Source organism: Mycobacterium sp. 1482292.6, from assembly GCF_001672995.1.
Lineage (GTDB): Bacteria > Actinomycetota > Actinomycetes > Mycobacteriales > Mycobacteriaceae > Mycobacterium > Mycobacterium europaeum_A.
Genome location: NZ_LZKV01000154.1, coordinates 48,565 through 63,875 on the forward strand (window position 1 = coordinate 48,565; position 15,311 = coordinate 63,875).

The following is a 15,311-nucleotide window of genomic DNA, read 5'->3' on the forward strand; positions in this document are numbered from 1 at the left end:
GCTGCCAGCATGGCTGATGCTCAAGTCCCGATAGCCCGGCTCCTCCCCGGGCCGCCTCGCGGCCCGCATCCTCGCCGAGCCGTGCCCGTCCTGATACGTGCCGGCGCCGCCACCCTTGCTTCGAGCGTCGCCGGCCTCGGCTATGCCGCGGTCATCGAGCGCAACGCGTTCGTCCTACGCGAGATCACCATTCCCGTGCTGTCCCCCGGCTCGACTCCGTTGCGGGTGCTGCATATCAGCGACCTTCACATGACGCCCGGGCAGCGCCGCAAACAGGCGTGGCTGCGCGAACTGGCCGGCTGGGAACCGGACCTGGTGGTCAACACCGGCGACAACCTGGCCCACCCCAAGGCGGTGCCGTCGGTCATCCAGGCCCTGGGTGACCTGCTTTCTCGCCCGGGTGTCTTCGTGTTCGGCAGCAACGACTACTTCGCGCCGAAGCTGAAGAATCCGCTGAACTACGTGACCAATCCGTCGCACCGGGTCCGCGGTGAACCGCTGCCCTGGCAGGACCTGCGGGCGGCGTTCACCGAGCGCGGCTGGCTCGATCTCACCCACACCCGCCGCGAGTTCGAAGTCGCCGGCCTGCACGTCGCGGCCGCGGGCGTGGACGACCCGCACCTGGACCGGGACCGCTACGAAACCATCGCCGGCCCGGCCAGCCCGGCGGCGAATCTGCGGCTGGGACTGACCCATTCGCCCGAGCCCAGGGTGCTGGACCGGTTCGCCGCCGACGGCTATCAACTGGTGATGGCCGGGCACACGCACGGCGGCCAGGTGTGCCTGCCGTTCTACGGCGCGCTGGTGACCAACTGCGGCCTGGACCGCTCGCGCGCCAAGGGACCGTCGCGCTGGGGCGCGAACATGCAGTTGCATGTGTCCGCCGGCATGGGGACCTCGCCGTTCGCGCCGGTGCGATTCTGCTGCCGCCCGGAGGCGACCCTGCTGACGTTGATCGCCACCCCGATGGGCGACCGCGACACGGCCAGCGACCTGAGCCGTTCGCAGCCAACAGCATCGGTGCGTTGACCGGCCAGACCCGGATCGCGGTCCGCAGCCGCTCGCGTTGCTGGACCGACAATGCGATCCGGCTGATCCAGGCCGACGCCCGGCGCAGCGCCGACACCCATCTGCTTCGCTATCCGCTGCCGTCGGCGTGGAGCATGGGCGGTCCCGGCGCCCAGGTCGCGCTGTACCTCAAAGACGAGACCACGCACATCACCGGCAGCCTCAAGCACCGGCTGGCCCGCTCGTTGTTCCTCTACGCGCTGTGCAACGGCTGGATCGACGAGGGCACCACCGTGGTCGAGGCGTCGTCGGGTTCGACGGCGGTGTCCGAGGCCTATTTCGCCGCCCTGCTGGGGCTGCCGTTCGTCGCCGTGATGCCGGCGGCGACGAGCGCGTCGAAGGTGGCGCTGATCGAAGCCCATGGCGGCCGTTGCCATTTTGTGCAGAGCGCCAGCGAGGTCTACGCCGAGGCCCAGCGGATCGCCCACGAGACCGGTGGCCACTACCTGGACCAGTTCACCAACGCCGAACGCGCCACCGACTGGCGGGGCAACAACAACATCGCCGAGTCGATCTTCGAGCAGATGCGCGAGGAGGAGCACCCCGTCCCGGAGTGGATCGTGGTCGGGGCGGGCACCGGCGGAACCAGCGCCACGATCGGGCGCTACATCCGGTACCGGCGCCACGCCACCCGGTTGTGCGTCGTCGACCCGGAGAACTCCGCGTTCTTCCCCGCCTACGCCGAAGGCCAGAACGACCTGAACGACCTGGTGCTGCCCGGCTCGTCGCGCATCGAGGGCATCGGCCGGCCGCGGGTGGAGCCGTCGTTTCTGCCCGGCGTCGTCGACCGGATGGTGGCCGTTCCGGACGCGGCCTCGATCGCGGCCGCGCGGCACGTCAGCGCCGTGTTGGGGCGCCGGGTGGGGCCGTCGACGGGGACCAACCTGTGGGGTGCGTTCGGCCTGCTCGCCGAGATGGTCGCCGAGGGCCGCAGCGGTTCGGTCGTCACGCTGCTCGCCGACAGCGGCGATCGCTACCGCGACACCTATTTCAGTGACGAGTGGGTGCGGGCGCAGGGATTGGATCCGACCGGCCCGGCCGAGGCGCTGGTCGAGTTCGAGCGATCGTGCACCTGGACGTGACCTCGCGCACCGCGGTTTGGCCAGCCGACGGCCCGGTGCGATAGGCTGTCGGAGCTTCAAGCGGGGTGTGGCGCAGCTTGGTAGCGCGCTTCGTTCGGGACGAAGAGGCCGTGGGTTCAAATCCCGCCACCCCGACCAGTTGGACATCCGTCGCTCGTCAGCCGCGGCGGAGGGTCGCGACCGGCGTCTGGCCCCCGTCAACCGGGGTCCGTCCAGAGTCGGTATCGGGCGCAATCGGCGGAAACCCGGCCGATATAATGGATCTCACCGTCATGCTAAGCAGACAGCATCGACTTTCGTCGCCGTCATAGCTAATCAGTGATCGCCTCGCGAGACCGCAGGCTGCAGAAAACGGCGCGGAATTGCCTGTAACCGGTCTCGAAGCATGAGGGCGACATTCAGTGACCAATTTTGACGATCTGACCCTGTTCACCGACGTTCTGCGCGCCATCTATTCGGCGGACGCGTCTGACTTCCCCCAGGTGCTCGACGACCTGACCAGCGCGGCCGCGCGCTGGGTGCCGGGGGCTCAGGAAGCGGGGATCACCGTCACCAGCCGGCAGAACGAGATCAGCACCCCGTCGGTCACCCACGACAGCGCCCGCCTGCTGGACGAGTTCCAGCAGCGCCACCTGGAAGGGCCGTGCGTGCACGCCGCGTGGACCCGCAAGGTCGTCGTCATCGACGACCTCGAGATGGACCAACGTTGGCCGAAGTATCAGGCCGACGCGCTCGCCCACACGCCGATCCGCAGCGTTCTGTCGCTGCCGATGTTCGCCGACGAGCTGAGCATGGGCGCCCTGAACTTCTATGCCGATCGCCCGCAGGCCTTCTCCGAGGACTCCCGTCGGATCGCCGCCATCTTCGCGACGCTGGGCGCCCTGGCGTGGAGCAACGTGGTGCGCACCCAACAGTTCAAGGAAGCCCTGAGCACCCGCGACATGATCGGCCAGGCCAAAGGCATCCTCATCGAGCGCTACGACCTCGACGATCAGACCGCCTTCAACACGCTGATCAAACTCTCGCAGAGCATGAACACCCCGCTGCGGGACATCGCGCGCCGGGTGATCGATGACGCCACCCGGCGCTGACACCGGCGTGACGGCCCGAACATGCTGTGGCGCAGAGGCTCTCGTTAGGCGTCCCACTCCGGTTCCAGCCGCTGCGGCCGGGCGTGGGGAGCGACCCCGGGTGTGCGCCGCGGGCCCCGGCCGGGAACGGTGGCGATTCGCGTCCAGCTGTGCAATTGGGTGCGCGCCACCAGACGGCAGTGATGGGTGCTGGCCAGCCGGCGAGCCGCCTTGGTGAAGGTCTGGTTGGTCACCACGACCGTCCGGTTGCAGCCATGGTGCAGCGCCCCGGCCACGACCTGCTGGACCGCGGCCACGCCCACCGCCTTCGCCAGCCTTTTGCATTGAACGGCCATGCGGGCACCGTCCTTCTTGGCGATCAGGTCCACGCCGTAGTCGCCGGTGCTCGCCGTCGGGGTGACGCTGTAGCCCGCGATCCGAAGCTGTGCCGCAACGAATTCCTCGAACTCGGTGCCCGACATCCGATCGATGGTCCGCAGCCCGGCTTTCGCGCATTTGAGGTCGCGGCGTCGCTGCGCGTCGGCCTGGTGGCGATCCCGTTGCAGCGAAAGCCACCACAGGATGGCCACCGCGGCGGCCAGGCCGACCAGGCCGGCCGCGCATCCCGCCGGCAGGCTACCGGTGGCCCGCTGCGTGAAATACCAAGGGAGCGCTAACCCCAGCGGCAGGAGCGACCCGAGCACCTTCTCCATCGTCCGCTGAACCTAGTGGATGCCACCGACAATCCAGCGCAGGTTCGCGGTCGCGGCGCGGGGCTCACGCGGGCCGGGGAGTCTTCCGGAAGAGCCGATCTCAGGCGCAGTCGGCGCACACCGGAAGGCCGGCGCTCGACGTGCGCATCCGGCTACGGTGCTGGACCAAAAAGCAGCTGGAGCAGGTGAACTCGTCGGCCCGCTGCGGAATCACGGTCACCGACAGCTCTTCCCCGGACAGGTCGGCGCCCGGCAGCTCGAAGAAGTGCACATCGTTGGGGTCCTCGTCCACCACGGTGGTGGCGGCTCCCTGCAGGGTCGGGGCCAATTCGCGTAGCGAGGACTTGTCCGGGGTGTCCGCGTCGGATATACGGCGTGCGTCGTAGTCAGTGGTGGTCGCCATCGGTGTTCCTTCCTGCTCCGGAACGGGTTGACGCACTTTCCTGTACTCACCCGTGGCGCAGGCAGTACCCCGTTCGGGGGTGTGCTACACCATTGCGACCGAAAAAATGTGCCCAATTCACCCGCTCGCCGCGGGATCAGGCGCGTACCGATTCCGTCAGCTGCTGGGCGGTGGCGCCGGCTGGTCGGAATGCTTGGCATGCCAGCGCAGTTCGGCATCGCGAACCTTGCGGTGGGTGCGCAGCAGCCAGGTCGCGCTCAGCGCGCCCAATATGACGGCGGCGATCAGGGCGACGGCGCCGACCACCAGATGGCCGGCGGCCACGGCGAACAGCCCGACGGTGAGGGCGATCACCGCGAGGGCCGACCCGGCAAGCCCGGGTGCGTTGGCGCCGTTCTGGAGGGATTCGCCGGCGTGCGCACGGGTGGTACGGGCATGGTCGACTGGGGCGTTCTTGCGGTAATCCAACGTCATTCCTCGTCGAAAACTATTGTGTGCCAGCGTCATTCAATACATACGGCTAGGTCGGATCCGCTGGCAAGCACGGCACAGCCGTCCCGGCGCAGCGGATCATCACCCGGGGTACCCGTCGGCCCAGGGACCAAACGAAGGGTGGACCGTGTCAGTCACGCCCTGCGTGGGTATGCCGGGCACATGATTTCACGATCGCATGCGGGCGGGTGCCCCGGCACCGGCGCCGGGAGCCTGCCCTGACGGCGCGCGGCGGCCGCCCCGCCGTCCTGTTCGACGTCGACGGAACCCTGGTGGATTCCAACTACCTGCACGTGCACGCCTGGCAGCGCGCGTTCGACGCCGAGGGCATGGTGGTGGCGTCCTGGCAAATCCATCGCTGCATCGGTATGGACGGATCCACGCTCGTGCGCAAGCTCTCCGACGACGCCCCGGCCGACGTCCAGGAGCGCCTCAGCGACAAGCACAGCGAGTACTACCGGGAGATCACGCCGCTGCTGCAACCGCTGCCCGGCGCCCGCGACCTGCTGCGCCGCGTCGCCGAGCTGGGCTTGCAGGTGGTGCTGGCCAGCTCGGCGCCCGAAGACGAGCTGGAGATCCTGCGCAAGGTGCTCGATTGCGACGACGTCATCTCCGAGACGACGTCGTCACGCGACGTCGACACCGCCAAGCCCGAACCCGGCATCGTGAACGTGGCCCTGGAACGCGCCGGTGTGGACGCTGAACACGCCGTGTTCGTCGGGGACGCCGTATGGGACGCACGCGCCGCGTCCGGCGCGGGAGTGCCGTGCATCGGGCTGTGCAGCGGCGGCATCGCCCGCGCGGAACTGCAGGAGGCGGGGGCCGACCCCGTCTTCGCCGATCCGCGTGACCTGCTCGAACACCTGACGTCCACCCGGATCGCGGCGCTCGCGCCCGGTCGCTGACCGGCGGGGTCGCGTCACTCGCCGTGCGTCCGCAGCATCAGTGGCAGCACCCACCAGAAGAAGGTGAACAGCGGCAGCGCACACCCTCCGGCTATCAGGCCCACGGTCCGCCCGGCCACCGCGGCGAAGATGATCGTGGTGAGGCCGATGACCGCCAGACCGAGCAGGGCCAGCCCGGCATAGGCACACCGGTGTGCGGCCGAGACCAGGACTTGTAGCCGATGACGCCGGAAGAGCATCCGGTGCATGGCCACCGGCGCGATCAGCAAGACGGTCGCGCACACCGCGCACACCACACTGGCCAAATAGACCACCCGCATCGGCGGCCCCAACACGTCGAAGCGCTGCTGGAACGGCAGGGTCAACAGGAATCCGGTCAGCAGCTGCACCCCGGTCTGGACCACGCGCAGCTCCTGCAGCAGGCTGTTCCAATTGCGGTCCAGCCGTTGAACTTCTGTCTCGCCGCGCGCACGGCGATCCCACCGCTGGTCCGATTGCGGATGGTCGACGTCCATAGCCCCGATCATCGCACCTGCGCCGGGCGCGCAGACCGCTTCAGGCCGGCGGTGTCCTCGAGAAAAAACGCAGAATAGGCGCCGAAATCGACGAGATGCGAAATTGGAATTGCCGCATCCGCGCCAAAGGCGTTGTCAGGCAAGCGATGGGTAAAGCGCGGCGCTAGCTGTTGAGTGTGCCGTCCCGCACGCCGGTCAGTGCGTCGTCGAGCGTCGGATACAGCGGGAAGGTCTTGTCCAGACCGGTCAGGTGGATCGGCCTGCGGGTGGCCGGACCGCGTGCGACCACGCCGAACCCGGTCTGCTTGCCCAGCTTCTCATACGTCGCGGCCAGGATCTTCAGGCCGACCGAGCCGAGAAACTCCACCGCCGAGAGATCGATGACCAGCGCCGTCGGGCTATCGGCGACGACAGCGCTAATGGCTTGTTCCAGCGCGGGCGCCGTGACCAAATCGATTTCGCCGCTGACACTGACCACGGACACCCCGTCGTGGTCTTCAACCAACGTGGTAATCGAATCAGGAGCTGACAATGGCAATCCTTTGTCCTGGGCCTTGAGTGCCTTAAGCGTGGTTCAACCCTAGCCTGCCGTTACGAACTGCGAGAAGAATATGCCCTCTACACGTGCCCCGCGACAACCCAGGCTAGTCTCGCAAAAGGAACTGCAGACCGCAGGGCGCGACGTGGCTACTCGGGAGGCCAGATGTCAGATTCGCCGTCGGATTTCAACAGTACCGGCGCCGCCGCGCAGACCGTGGGTATTTCCAGCGAGGGCCTACTGCCGCAGCTAGTTCAGCATCTACGGCAGAATCGGACGATTTTGCGCGAGGAATGGGCCCGCCGCATCACCGAGGCGCAGTTGCTCACCGCGATGACCCCGGAGGAGATTTTCTCCGAGGCGACGACGGTGTACGACAGCTACGTCGAGGTGCTCGAGACCGGTAGCGTCGAGGCACTGCAGGACTACGCGCGCGACCTGTCCGAACGCATCATCCCGCGCGGTGTGGAGACCGACGAGGTACTCGGCATCGTCCTGCTGCTGCGCGACGTGCTCGCCCGCTCGCTGTTCGAGAAGTACCAGACCGACTTCGACATGCTCAATCGGGTGCTGGACGCCTACGAGCCGGCGGCAAACCGCATCGCCAACACGGTGGGCGTGTCGTTCGTGCAGGAACGCGAGCGCATCATCCGCCAGCAGCAGGAGGCGATCCGCGAGCTGTCGACGCCGGTGCTGCAGGTGCGTGAGCAGCTGCTGATCCTGCCGATCATCGGCGTGCTGGATTCTCAGCGCGCCCGCCAGGTCACCGAACAGCTGCTGCGGGCCATCCGCGCGAACCGGGCCAAGGTGGTGGTCATCGACATCACCGGTGTGCCCACCATCGACTCGACGGTAGCCAACCACCTGGTGCAGACCGTCGACGCGTCGGGGTTGATGGGTGCCAGCGTGATCATTACCGGCCTATCCTCCGAGATCGCGCTGACGCTGGTGACCATCGGGCTGGACCTGTCGAAGATGAACGCGGTCGGCGACCTGCAGGGCGGCATCGAGGAGGCCGAACGCCTGCTGGGCTACGAGGTCACCCGCACCGGCGAATAGACCGGCTAACCACCATCGACACGAGCACGCTATGCCAGTACCGATCCTGAAGCAGGGCTCGATTCTCATTGCGTCGGTACAGGCCGCGCTCACCGACTCCGACGCCGAACGCCTTCGTTACGACCTCATGGAACGGGTCAGCCAGTTCCGCGCCCAGGGCATCATCGTCGACGTCACCGCCATCGATGTGATGGATTCCTTTGCCGCGCGGTCGCTGCGGACCATCGCGCACATGACCCGGCTGCGCGGCGCGGACACCGTGATCGTGGGGTTGCAGCCGGAGGTGGCCTTCGCGATGGTGCAGCTGGGTCTTGAGTTCGACGACATGAACACCGCGCTGGATCTTGAAGAGGGCCTCGCCCTGCTGAATCGCCAAGGCGGCGTGGGGAAGTCAACGATCGGGCTCGACGGTGGCGGCTGATATCGTCGTCGCCATCGACCACCCCGACGACATCGTCGAAGCCCGCAAGGCCGGACACCAACTCGCCCTCGATCTGGGATTCTCCCTTACCGACGTCACGATGATCGCCACGGCGATCTCGGAGATCGCGCGGAACATCACCAGCTACGCGGGCCGCGGCGCGGTTCGGGTCGCCGTCGCCGATCGGGAGGGACGCGAAGCCCTGGTGGTGCGCGCCGAAGATCAGGGCCCCGGCATCGCCGACATCGAGCGGGCGATGGAAGACGGCTACACGACCGGACGGGGTCTGGGCATGGGCCTGCCGGGTGCCCGCCGCCTGATGGACCGGTTGGTAGTCGAGTCGACCCTGGGCCAGGGGACCGTCATCGAAATGTGGAAATGGGTTCCCCCTCGTGCATAAGAACGGGCGTTTCGGACCTATCGAATGGGCAAGGGCGGGTAGGCCTTTGCCGAGCGAGGACACCTCCGGTGATCGGGGCATTGCCGTCGACATCGCCGGTACGGCCGCATTGTTCGGACTGGTGGACGGGCTCGGCCACGGGCCTGCCGCCGCCGACGCCGCGCTGCGGGCGGTCGACACGGTCACGCGGGCCGCGTCGGAGCCGATCGAAGTGTTGATCCAACTCTGTCACCGGGTGTTGGCCGGCACCAGAGGAGTCGCAATGACGTTGGCGCGGGTCGACTTTGCCGACAACACGGTGACGTGGGCCGGCGTGGGCAATGTCACCGCCCATCTGGTGACCAAGGCACCAACCGGTATCCATATCCAGTCCACGGCACGTCTCATTGGCGGCATCGTCGGTTATCGCATACCGGAAATCAGACCAGCGCAAGCCGTTTCGATTCGCCCCGGTGATCTGCTGCTGATGCGGACGGACGGAATCATCGAAGACTACCTGGACCATATCGACTTTTCGGCCCCGGCGGTCGCCATCGCCGAAGGACTCCTCGGCAAGGACGCGAAGGAGACCGACGATGCGATGGTGCTGGCCGCGCGGCACCGGGGAGTGACGATGTGAACGCCCACCACGACTTTTACGACCAGTACGAGGCCGCGTTACGCGCCTACGTCGATTCGCGTGACGAGGCGACCCTGTCGGTCGGCAACGAGCTCGGGCGCAGGGCCCTGCAGGAGCAGATCAGCCTGCTCGACATCGTCGAGCATCACGTGCGGCTGGTCTTCGAAATTGCGACGGACGTGCGCGTGGATGCGCCGATCGCGCTGGAGTTCCTGCTGCAGCTGCTGGTTCCGCTGGACGTCGCGACGCGTGGCTTCATCGACGGCAACAGACGCTACGCCGAACAACGGGCCCGCGCCGAGGGGCTGGCCGATCGCGACAAATTCCGCACGGCACTGGTGAATTCCCTGCAGGAAGGCTTCTTCGTCGCCGATCACGAGGGCTCGGTGGTCGAGATGAACAGTGCCTTCATCGAGATCCTCGGGTATTCCAGCGAGGGTCTGCCGTATCGATGGCCGCACCCCTGGCTGGTCGACACCAAGACGGCGGCCGAACAGATAACCCGGGTGCTGAGCCACGGCCGGGCCGACTACGAAACACCGATTCGCCACGCCGACGGGCATCTGGCGTGGGTGAAGGTGAGCATCAACGCAGTCAAGGAAACCGGCAGCGATCGAGATGCCTACGTGGGAACGATCCGTGACGTCACCGCCGAGCGCGCCTTCGCGGCCCGGGAGAGCGCGGTGCTGCGGCTGGCCACCGCGGTGGCGGTGGCCAAAAGCGTGGACGAGCTGCTGTCGATCACCCTCGACGAGTGCAGCGCGGCGATCGACGTGCAGCGGGTAATCGCGGTCTCGTGGCCCAACGGTGACGGCGACCCGACCGTCCAGGTGGCGGGCGAGCCGTCCGCCTCGTCATGGCGCGCGCTGGAGCCGTGGTTGCGCAACACCTTTCAGGACGCGCGCCACCAGCTGCCGCTGACGGCGAAAACGATTGAGGCGCCGGGGAATCCAGGCAAGGCGCAGGGACTGGTCGCGGTGCTCTCCGGCACCGGGAACCTGGCGCTGTGGCTCGAGCTGCGCACACCGCGGTGGGTCAGCGGGGAGGATCGGCTGCTGGTCACCGTGTTGATCAGCCACCTGAGTCTGGCCATGCAGCACGTGCGCCAGTTCGAGAGCGCGCGCGAGACGTCGCTGACCTTGCAGCGCGCCATGCTGCCGCCGGTTCAGCCGCCGCCGGGCTTCACCGTTCGCTACGAACCCGCGGTGCCGCCCTTGGAGATCGGCGGCGACTGGTACGACGTGCTCCCGATCGGCGAGCACCACATCGGCATCGTCGTCGGCGACTGCGTGGGCCGCGGCCTGCCGGCCGCCGCGATCATGGGGCAGCTGCGCAGCTCCGCGCGGGCGCTACTGATCAACGGCGCCGAACCCGCGGTGCTGCTCGATCAGCTCGACTCGGCGGCGTCGCTCATCCCGAATGCGTACTGCACCACGGTGTTCCTGGCGATTCTGGACACCGAGACCGGGGTGCTGCAGTACAGCAACGCCGGACACATGCCGGCCGTGCTGGCCGGGCCGGAGCCCGGCACGACCACGCTGTTGACCGATGCCGCGTCGGTGCCGCTCGCGGTCCGCCGGACCGAGCCGCGCCCGCAGACCACCCAGGTGCTGCCGCCCGGCTCGACGCTGATGCTGTTCACCGACGGCCTCGTGGAACGCAAACACGAATCGATCGACGACGGAATCGCCCGCGCCGCAGACGTTCTGGCGCAGACCATGACATCACCCCTGGACACCGTCGCCGATGAGGTGCTTCGTAAGCTGGCTCCGGCAGCGGGATATGACGACGACGTCGCGATGGTGATCTACCGCCATCAGCACAGCCCGCTGCGGATCGAAACCGTCGCCACCGCAGACCAATTGGTCAGCATCCGGCATCGGCTGGCGGACTGGTTGCGCGCCGGGGGCATCGGTGAAGACCTGACCGCCGACATCGTGCTGGTGGTCAACGAGGGGTGCACCAACTGCGTCGAACACGCTTACCGTGGTTTCGCCGCCGGAACCATGCTGCTCGAAGTCAGCCTCACCGACGACGAAGTGCGCACCCGGATCACCGATTACGGATCGTGGAAGACGCCGGCCGCCAACCCGGGCAACGGTGGCCGCGGCTTACCGCTGATGCGGATGCTCAGCGATTCCATGGACCTGGACACCACCGCCGCCGGCACCACCGCCGACATCACCTTCCGACCGCCGTCAGCGGCCGGCTGAGGCGGGCGGGGGACGTATGCGACCGCCGGCGCGCCGTTTGCCAGCCCCCGGTAGCGGGTAGACATCGGCGTGACCCACGCATCGACCATGACCGAACCCGTCCTGCCTGCAGCACACGGGCCGCTGTCAACAGCCGTGCGTTGCGCGCTGTCCGGCCCGCCCTCCGGCGATCACCTGACCCGTATCGGCGCGTCGGTGCGCGATTCAGATCCCTATGGTCTGGATCTGCAGCTGGCGCTGTCGATGTGCTACGAGCTGCACTATCGGGGTCTCGCCGGCGTCGACCCCGCCTGGGAGTGGAACCCGGCGCTGCTGGGGCTGCGCGCCGAGCTGGAACGCGTCTTTCTGGCCGGCGTGCGCCGCGATGTCGGACTCATCGACCCCGATCAGACCGCGGCGGCCGAGATGGAAGCGCTGACGGTCGAACCCGTCGACGGCACCGGCCCGTCGTACTACCTGCGCGACACCGGAACCTGGCAGCAGATGTGTGAATACTTCGTGCACCGCTCGCTGTATCACCTCAAGGAGGGTGATCCGCACGCCTTTGCCATCCCGCGGCTGCGCGGAGTGGCCAAAGCGGCATTCGTGGCAATCGAATTCGATGAGTACGGCGCCGGACATGGCGCGCGGTTACACCAGCAGCTGTTCGCGGATCTGCTGTCGGCGGCCGGACTGGACGCGACGTATTGGGGCTACATCGACGCGGTGCCCGCCGAATCGCTGGCGGTGGTCAACCTCATGTCGCTGTTCGGGCTGCACCGCTCGTTGCGCGGCGCCGCCATCGGGCACTTCGCCTCGACGGAGATCACCTCACCGCCGGGATCACAGCGCATGGTGAAGGCGTTGCGCCGCCTGCAGGCGCCAGCGGCCTGCGTCGAGTTCTACAGCGAGCATGTCGAGGCCGACGCGGTGCACGAGCACGTCGTGCGCATCGATGTCGTCGGCGATCTCGTCGCCCAGGAGCCGCAACTCGAGCACGACGTCATCTTCGGTATCCGGGCGCACGCCGCGGTGGAAGACCGCCTGGCGGAACGGATTATGACGTCGTGGCGCCAGAATCAGACGTCGCTGCGGCGGCCGCTGGAGCAGCCGACGCCTTGAGGCGTCGACACCTGCGATGGCTGGTGTCGCACAACGGATAACGGTCGCTGCGCCGGCAGGTACAGATCGCCACCATGAACCGGTCGGATTCCACGACCTCGCCGTTGGGCATCTCGATGCGCACCGGGCCCGAGACCAGCACGGGCCCGTTGGGCACCACCTGTACCCGGGTAGTGGTCATCGCTTTTCCGCGCGGATCACGATCAGCTCTTCTTCGCGCCGGCCGCGCGGGATCAGGCCGACGCTCTCCAACCATTGCGCCCGCGACGACAGCACCGGACCGAACGGTATCCATTTGGAGGCAATTACTTTCGCGTCCATCCCGGCCCACTTCAGGGCATCCAGCGACTGCTGCACGCCGGACAGCGCCGAATGCACTAGCAGCAGGGATCCGCCGTCGCGCAACAGCTTTGGCGCGGTCTCGCACAGCGGATCGAGGATCGTGCGGCCGTCCGCGCCGGCATTCCAGGCCCAGGACGGGCCGGCGGCCGGGCAGATCTCTTCGGTCTCGGCGCCGGGCGGGGTGGGGACATAGGGCGGGTTGGACACGACGACGTCGAACGGCGCGTCATCCACCGCGGCGTTCCAGGAGCCCTCGCGGACGTCGACCTGCACGCCGGCCACCGCGGCGTTCTCCCGGGCACAACGCACCGCCTGCGGGCAGATGTCGAAGGCGGTGGCACTCGCGCATCCCATCGCGGCAGCCGCGATCGCGACGAACCCGCTGCCCGTGCAGAGATCGAGCACACGACGCCCCGGGATCAGGCCGGAATCGTGCATCACGTCCACCAGCAAACGGGAGTCCTCCTGCGGCTGATACACGTTTGGCACCGGTGAAACAACGGGCTCGGGATACGTGGTTGTCACTGTTGGCCTTTCGAGAACCCTACAAGGATTGCCGCTGATCACGGCTTGGCGGGATAATGCCCGCAAACCGGCGCATTCAAACGGAACGGCCGAAAAGTCGCGGTCAGCCGGTAGTCGCCTGCGCGAATTGCTTGAGGATGGTCGCGCAAAACGCCGGAAGATCCGATGGGGAACGGCTGGTGATCAGGTTGCCGTCGACGACGACCTCCTCGTCGACGACATGGGCACCCGCGTTGCGCAGATCGGTGCGAATACTGGCGTACGAGGTCAGCGTCCGGCCCACTGCCACACCGGCTTCCACCAGCGTCCAGGGGCCATGACAGATGGCCGCCACCGGCTTGCCCGATCCGACGAAATCGCGAACGAAAGACACCGCGGATTTGTCCATGCGCAGCTTGTCCGGGTTCACCGTGCCGCCCGGCAGCACCAGGCCGTCGAAGTCGTCCACGGACGCCTCGGATACCTGGCGATCGACGGCAAACGTTCCCGCCGGTTCCAGATCGTGATTACGCGCCTGGATTTCGCCGTCCTTCAGCGACAGCAACTGGACTTTTGCGCCGGCCTCCTGCACCGCCGCACGCGGCTGTTCGAGCTCGACCTTTTCCACACCGTCGGCCGCCAAAATCGCAATTTTCTTGCCTTGCAACTCGTTTGACATCGTCGGTCCCTTCCTGCGAATCACCGATTACTTTCGCCTCAAAGAGCTCGTAGCGCTGGAGCGCCTGATGCGGCCCCGTTGCCGGTCGTGCGTAGCGCCGTGTACAGGTCCAGTCCGGCGATACCGGACAGCAGTGCCGCCGAGATGGCGCCCTGGCGGCGTCGCCCCGGGCCGCGGGCGGCCACGCCCGCGATCAACAGGGCCATGTCCAGGACGTCCCCGGCCACCCGGGTCCACACCAGCTTGGCGGGACCGCCGAGCAGCGCGGCGCCATGGCCGCATTCGCGGACCCCGAGCGCGCGGATCACCCGTCGCGACCGGCTGGTGTCATCCACGCCCGCGATTGCGGCCACTTTGCCCGGGGCGACCAATTCGCTGACGCCGAGTCCGAAACTGGCACCGCTGAGGACCTTGACGAGTGTGTTCGTGGTGCCGTCGGTCTGATCGCTCAACTTTCACTCCCCCTTGCTTCGCCGGAAGACCTGTGTCCGGGCCACCGGCGGTGCGGCGGCGATTTGCGGGGCCAACGCCGCCGGAACGCCCGTCACGTCCCAGCTCTGCCGACGTCCCGGCGCGCGTTGGCCGGCTCCGCACGACTGCGAACGCGGATACCCGGGCGGGAAGCGGTCAAACCTGCGATCAGTTTGCTGCGTCGCGCAACGCCGCGAGCAAAGGCTCCGCGGCCTCGGCGAGGAACCGCTCCTGGGCTTCCCCGCCGATCTGCACCAGCGCGATGTCGGTGAACCCGGCCTCCCAGTACGGCCGGACGCCCTCGACGATGGCATCGAGGTCAGGACCGCAGGGAATGGTCTCGGCGACGTCTTCGGGCCGCACGTACTGGGTCGCCCCGGCGAAGCCGGCCGGCGTCGGCAGATCCGCGTTGACCTTCCAGCCGCCGGCAAACCAGCGGAACTGGTCGTGTGCACGCTTCACCGCGGTGTCGCGGTCGGGATCCCAGGAGACCGGTATCTGGCCGACCACCCGTCCGCCGCCCGCGAGGTTGGCGGCTTGGCGGGCGGAGTGCCATTCCCTGACGAGTTCGGCGTCCGGCTCCACCGCAATGAGGTGGTCGGCCAGCTTGGCGAACTTGTCGACGCCCCGGGCACCCGCCATCGCCACCCCGATGCCGACCGGCACGTCGGGCACGTCCCACAGCCGGGCCGAGTCGACCTGGAAATAGTCGCACA

The 15,311-nt window shown here is 67.6% G+C and carries 20 protein-coding genes and 1 tRNA gene; 11 read left to right on the forward strand and 10 right to left on the reverse strand.

Translation table 11 applies throughout. The features are described 5' to 3' along the window. Positions 1-9: 9 nt before the first annotated feature. The 4 genes from A5624_RS15430 (at position 10) to A5624_RS15445 (ending at position 3,241) form a co-directional block, all read left to right on the forward strand. Positions 10-1,029: a metallophosphoesterase gene (locus tag A5624_RS15430; RefSeq protein WP_066867663.1), complete on the forward strand. Its 1,020-nt coding sequence runs from the start codon at positions 10-12 to the stop codon at positions 1,027-1,029. Beyond that, entirely contained in the window at positions 1,026-2,150 is a 1,125-nt protein-coding gene (locus tag A5624_RS15435; RefSeq protein WP_066867666.1) for a PLP-dependent cysteine synthase family protein, read from the forward strand. Before A5624_RS15430 ends, A5624_RS15435 begins: the two co-directional genes overlap by 4 nt. Positions 2,151-2,211: 61 nt before the next feature. After that, positions 2,212-2,288, forward strand: a tRNA-Pro gene (locus A5624_RS15440). A 263-nt stretch (positions 2,289-2,551) separates the two neighbouring features. Then, positions 2,552-3,241 (forward strand): GAF and ANTAR domain-containing protein, encoded by a 690-nt coding sequence (locus tag A5624_RS15445; RefSeq protein ID WP_066867669.1) that lies wholly within the window; start codon positions 2,552-2,554, stop codon positions 3,239-3,241. Between the two features lie 44 nt (positions 3,242-3,285). Here the strand turns inward: A5624_RS15445 and A5624_RS15450 are convergent, their stop codons facing one another. From A5624_RS15450 to A5624_RS15460, 3 genes are all read right to left on the reverse strand, one after another. Continuing rightward, positions 3,286-3,933, reverse strand: coding sequence for a restriction endonuclease (locus A5624_RS15450; protein WP_066867672.1), 648 nt, complete (start codon positions 3,931-3,933; stop codon positions 3,286-3,288). Positions 3,934-4,033: 100 nt separating this feature from the next. Continuing rightward, positions 4,034-4,336 (reverse strand): DUF4193 domain-containing protein, encoded by a 303-nt coding sequence (locus A5624_RS15455; protein WP_066867675.1) that lies wholly within the window; start codon positions 4,334-4,336, stop codon positions 4,034-4,036. A gap of 156 nt (positions 4,337-4,492) precedes the next feature. After that, positions 4,493-4,810, reverse strand: a complete 318-nt coding sequence (locus tag A5624_RS15460) for a hypothetical protein (RefSeq protein ID WP_066867678.1) — start codon at positions 4,808-4,810, stop codon at positions 4,493-4,495. Between the two features lie 206 nt (positions 4,811-5,016). Between A5624_RS15460 and A5624_RS15465 the strand changes: the two genes are divergently transcribed. Continuing rightward, entirely contained in the window at positions 5,017-5,733 is a 717-nt protein-coding gene (locus A5624_RS15465) for an HAD family hydrolase (protein ID WP_197505212.1), read from the forward strand. A gap of 14 nt (positions 5,734-5,747) precedes the next feature. Here the strand turns inward: A5624_RS15465 and A5624_RS15470 are convergent, their stop codons facing one another. Next, positions 5,748-6,248, reverse strand: a complete 501-nt coding sequence (locus A5624_RS15470) for a DUF6328 family protein (protein ID WP_066867681.1) — start codon at positions 6,246-6,248, stop codon at positions 5,748-5,750. Between the two features lie 163 nt (positions 6,249-6,411). After that, positions 6,412-6,780 carry an STAS domain-containing protein gene (locus A5624_RS15475; protein WP_231997738.1) on the reverse strand — a complete coding sequence of 123 codons (369 nt, stop codon included), beginning with the start codon at positions 6,778-6,780 and terminating at the stop codon, positions 6,412-6,414. Positions 6,781-6,951: 171 nt separating this feature from the next. On the opposite strand from A5624_RS15475, the gene A5624_RS15480 reads away from it, so the two are divergent. From A5624_RS15480 to A5624_RS15505, 6 genes are all read left to right on the forward strand, one after another. Continuing rightward, a complete protein-coding gene (locus A5624_RS15480) occupies positions 6,952-7,845 on the forward strand; it encodes an STAS domain-containing protein (RefSeq protein WP_066867687.1) in 894 nt (297 codons plus the stop codon). A gap of 31 nt (positions 7,846-7,876) precedes the next feature. Continuing rightward, on the forward strand, positions 7,877-8,266 hold the full coding sequence (locus A5624_RS15485; RefSeq protein WP_066867698.1) for an STAS domain-containing protein: 390 nt from the start codon (positions 7,877-7,879) through the stop codon (positions 8,264-8,266). Continuing rightward, on the forward strand, positions 8,256-8,666 hold the full coding sequence (locus A5624_RS15490) for an anti-sigma regulatory factor (RefSeq protein WP_066867701.1): 411 nt from the start codon (positions 8,256-8,258) through the stop codon (positions 8,664-8,666). The genes A5624_RS15485 and A5624_RS15490 overlap by 11 nt, the downstream gene beginning before the upstream one ends. 46 nt (positions 8,667-8,712) lie before the next feature. After that, entirely contained in the window at positions 8,713-9,285 is a 573-nt protein-coding gene (locus A5624_RS15495; protein WP_066867704.1) for a SpoIIE family protein phosphatase, read from the forward strand. Beyond that, the gene (locus tag A5624_RS15500; RefSeq protein ID WP_066867707.1) at positions 9,282-11,498 is read left to right on the forward strand and encodes a SpoIIE family protein phosphatase; all 2,217 of its coding nucleotides are present in this window, start codon (positions 9,282-9,284) and stop codon (positions 11,496-11,498) included. The genes A5624_RS15495 and A5624_RS15500 overlap by 4 nt, the downstream gene beginning before the upstream one ends. 87 nt (positions 11,499-11,585) lie before the next feature. Next, entirely contained in the window at positions 11,586-12,599 is a 1,014-nt protein-coding gene (locus A5624_RS15505; RefSeq protein ID WP_082990578.1) for an iron-containing redox enzyme family protein, read from the forward strand. On the opposite strand, the gene A5624_RS27470 is transcribed toward A5624_RS15505, so the two are convergent. The 5 genes from A5624_RS27470 to A5624_RS15525 all read right to left on the reverse strand — a co-directional run. After that, a complete protein-coding gene (locus A5624_RS27470; protein WP_082990579.1) occupies positions 12,535-12,780 on the reverse strand; it encodes a CDGSH iron-sulfur domain-containing protein in 246 nt (81 codons plus the stop codon). The genes A5624_RS15505 and A5624_RS27470 overlap by 65 nt on opposite strands. Beyond that, positions 12,777-13,466, reverse strand: coding sequence for a HemK2/MTQ2 family protein methyltransferase (locus tag A5624_RS15510; RefSeq protein ID WP_066867713.1), 690 nt, complete (start codon positions 13,464-13,466; stop codon positions 12,777-12,779). Before A5624_RS15510 ends, A5624_RS27470 begins: the two co-directional genes overlap by 4 nt. Positions 13,467-13,569: 103 nt before the next feature. Beyond that, positions 13,570-14,124, reverse strand: a complete 555-nt coding sequence (locus tag A5624_RS15515; protein WP_066867716.1) for a type 1 glutamine amidotransferase domain-containing protein — start codon at positions 14,122-14,124, stop codon at positions 13,570-13,572. A gap of 38 nt (positions 14,125-14,162) precedes the next feature. Next, positions 14,163-14,576, reverse strand: a complete 414-nt coding sequence (locus A5624_RS15520) for a malate dehydrogenase (RefSeq protein ID WP_066867719.1) — start codon at positions 14,574-14,576, stop codon at positions 14,163-14,165. Positions 14,577-14,763: 187 nt separating this feature from the next. Beyond that, positions 14,764-15,311: TIGR03557 family F420-dependent LLM class oxidoreductase (locus A5624_RS15525; protein ID WP_156749036.1), on the reverse strand; the 548-nt coding region annotated here is incomplete at its 5' end.

What these genes read in the sequence shown, in the direction of transcription:
- A5624_RS15430 (WP_066867663.1), top strand. Translation starts at nt 10, where the DNA reads ATGGCTGATGCTCAAGTCCCGATAGCCCGGCTCCTCCCCGGGCCGCCT.
- A5624_RS15450 (WP_066867672.1), bottom strand. Translation starts at nt 3,933, where the DNA reads ATGGAGAAGGTGCTCGGGTCGCTCCTGCCGCTGGGGTTAGCGCTCCCT.
- A5624_RS15455 (WP_066867675.1), bottom strand. Translation starts at nt 4,336, where the DNA reads ATGGCGACCACCACTGACTACGACGCACGCCGTATATCCGACGCGGAC.
- A5624_RS15460 (WP_066867678.1), bottom strand. Translation starts at nt 4,810, where the DNA reads ATGACGTTGGATTACCGCAAGAACGCCCCAGTCGACCATGCCCGTACC.
- A5624_RS15470 (WP_066867681.1), bottom strand. Translation starts at nt 6,248, where the DNA reads ATGGACGTCGACCATCCGCAATCGGACCAGCGGTGGGATCGCCGTGCG.
- A5624_RS15480 (WP_066867687.1), top strand. Translation starts at nt 6,952, where the DNA reads ATGTCAGATTCGCCGTCGGATTTCAACAGTACCGGCGCCGCCGCGCAG.
- A5624_RS15485 (WP_066867698.1), top strand. Translation starts at nt 7,877, where the DNA reads ATGCCAGTACCGATCCTGAAGCAGGGCTCGATTCTCATTGCGTCGGTA.
- A5624_RS15505 (WP_082990578.1), top strand. Translation starts at nt 11,586, where the DNA reads ATGACCGAACCCGTCCTGCCTGCAGCACACGGGCCGCTGTCAACAGCC.
- A5624_RS27470 (WP_082990579.1), bottom strand. Translation starts at nt 12,780, where the DNA reads ATGACCACTACCCGGGTACAGGTGGTGCCCAACGGGCCCGTGCTGGTC.
- A5624_RS15515 (WP_066867716.1), bottom strand. Translation starts at nt 14,124, where the DNA reads ATGTCAAACGAGTTGCAAGGCAAGAAAATTGCGATTTTGGCGGCCGAC.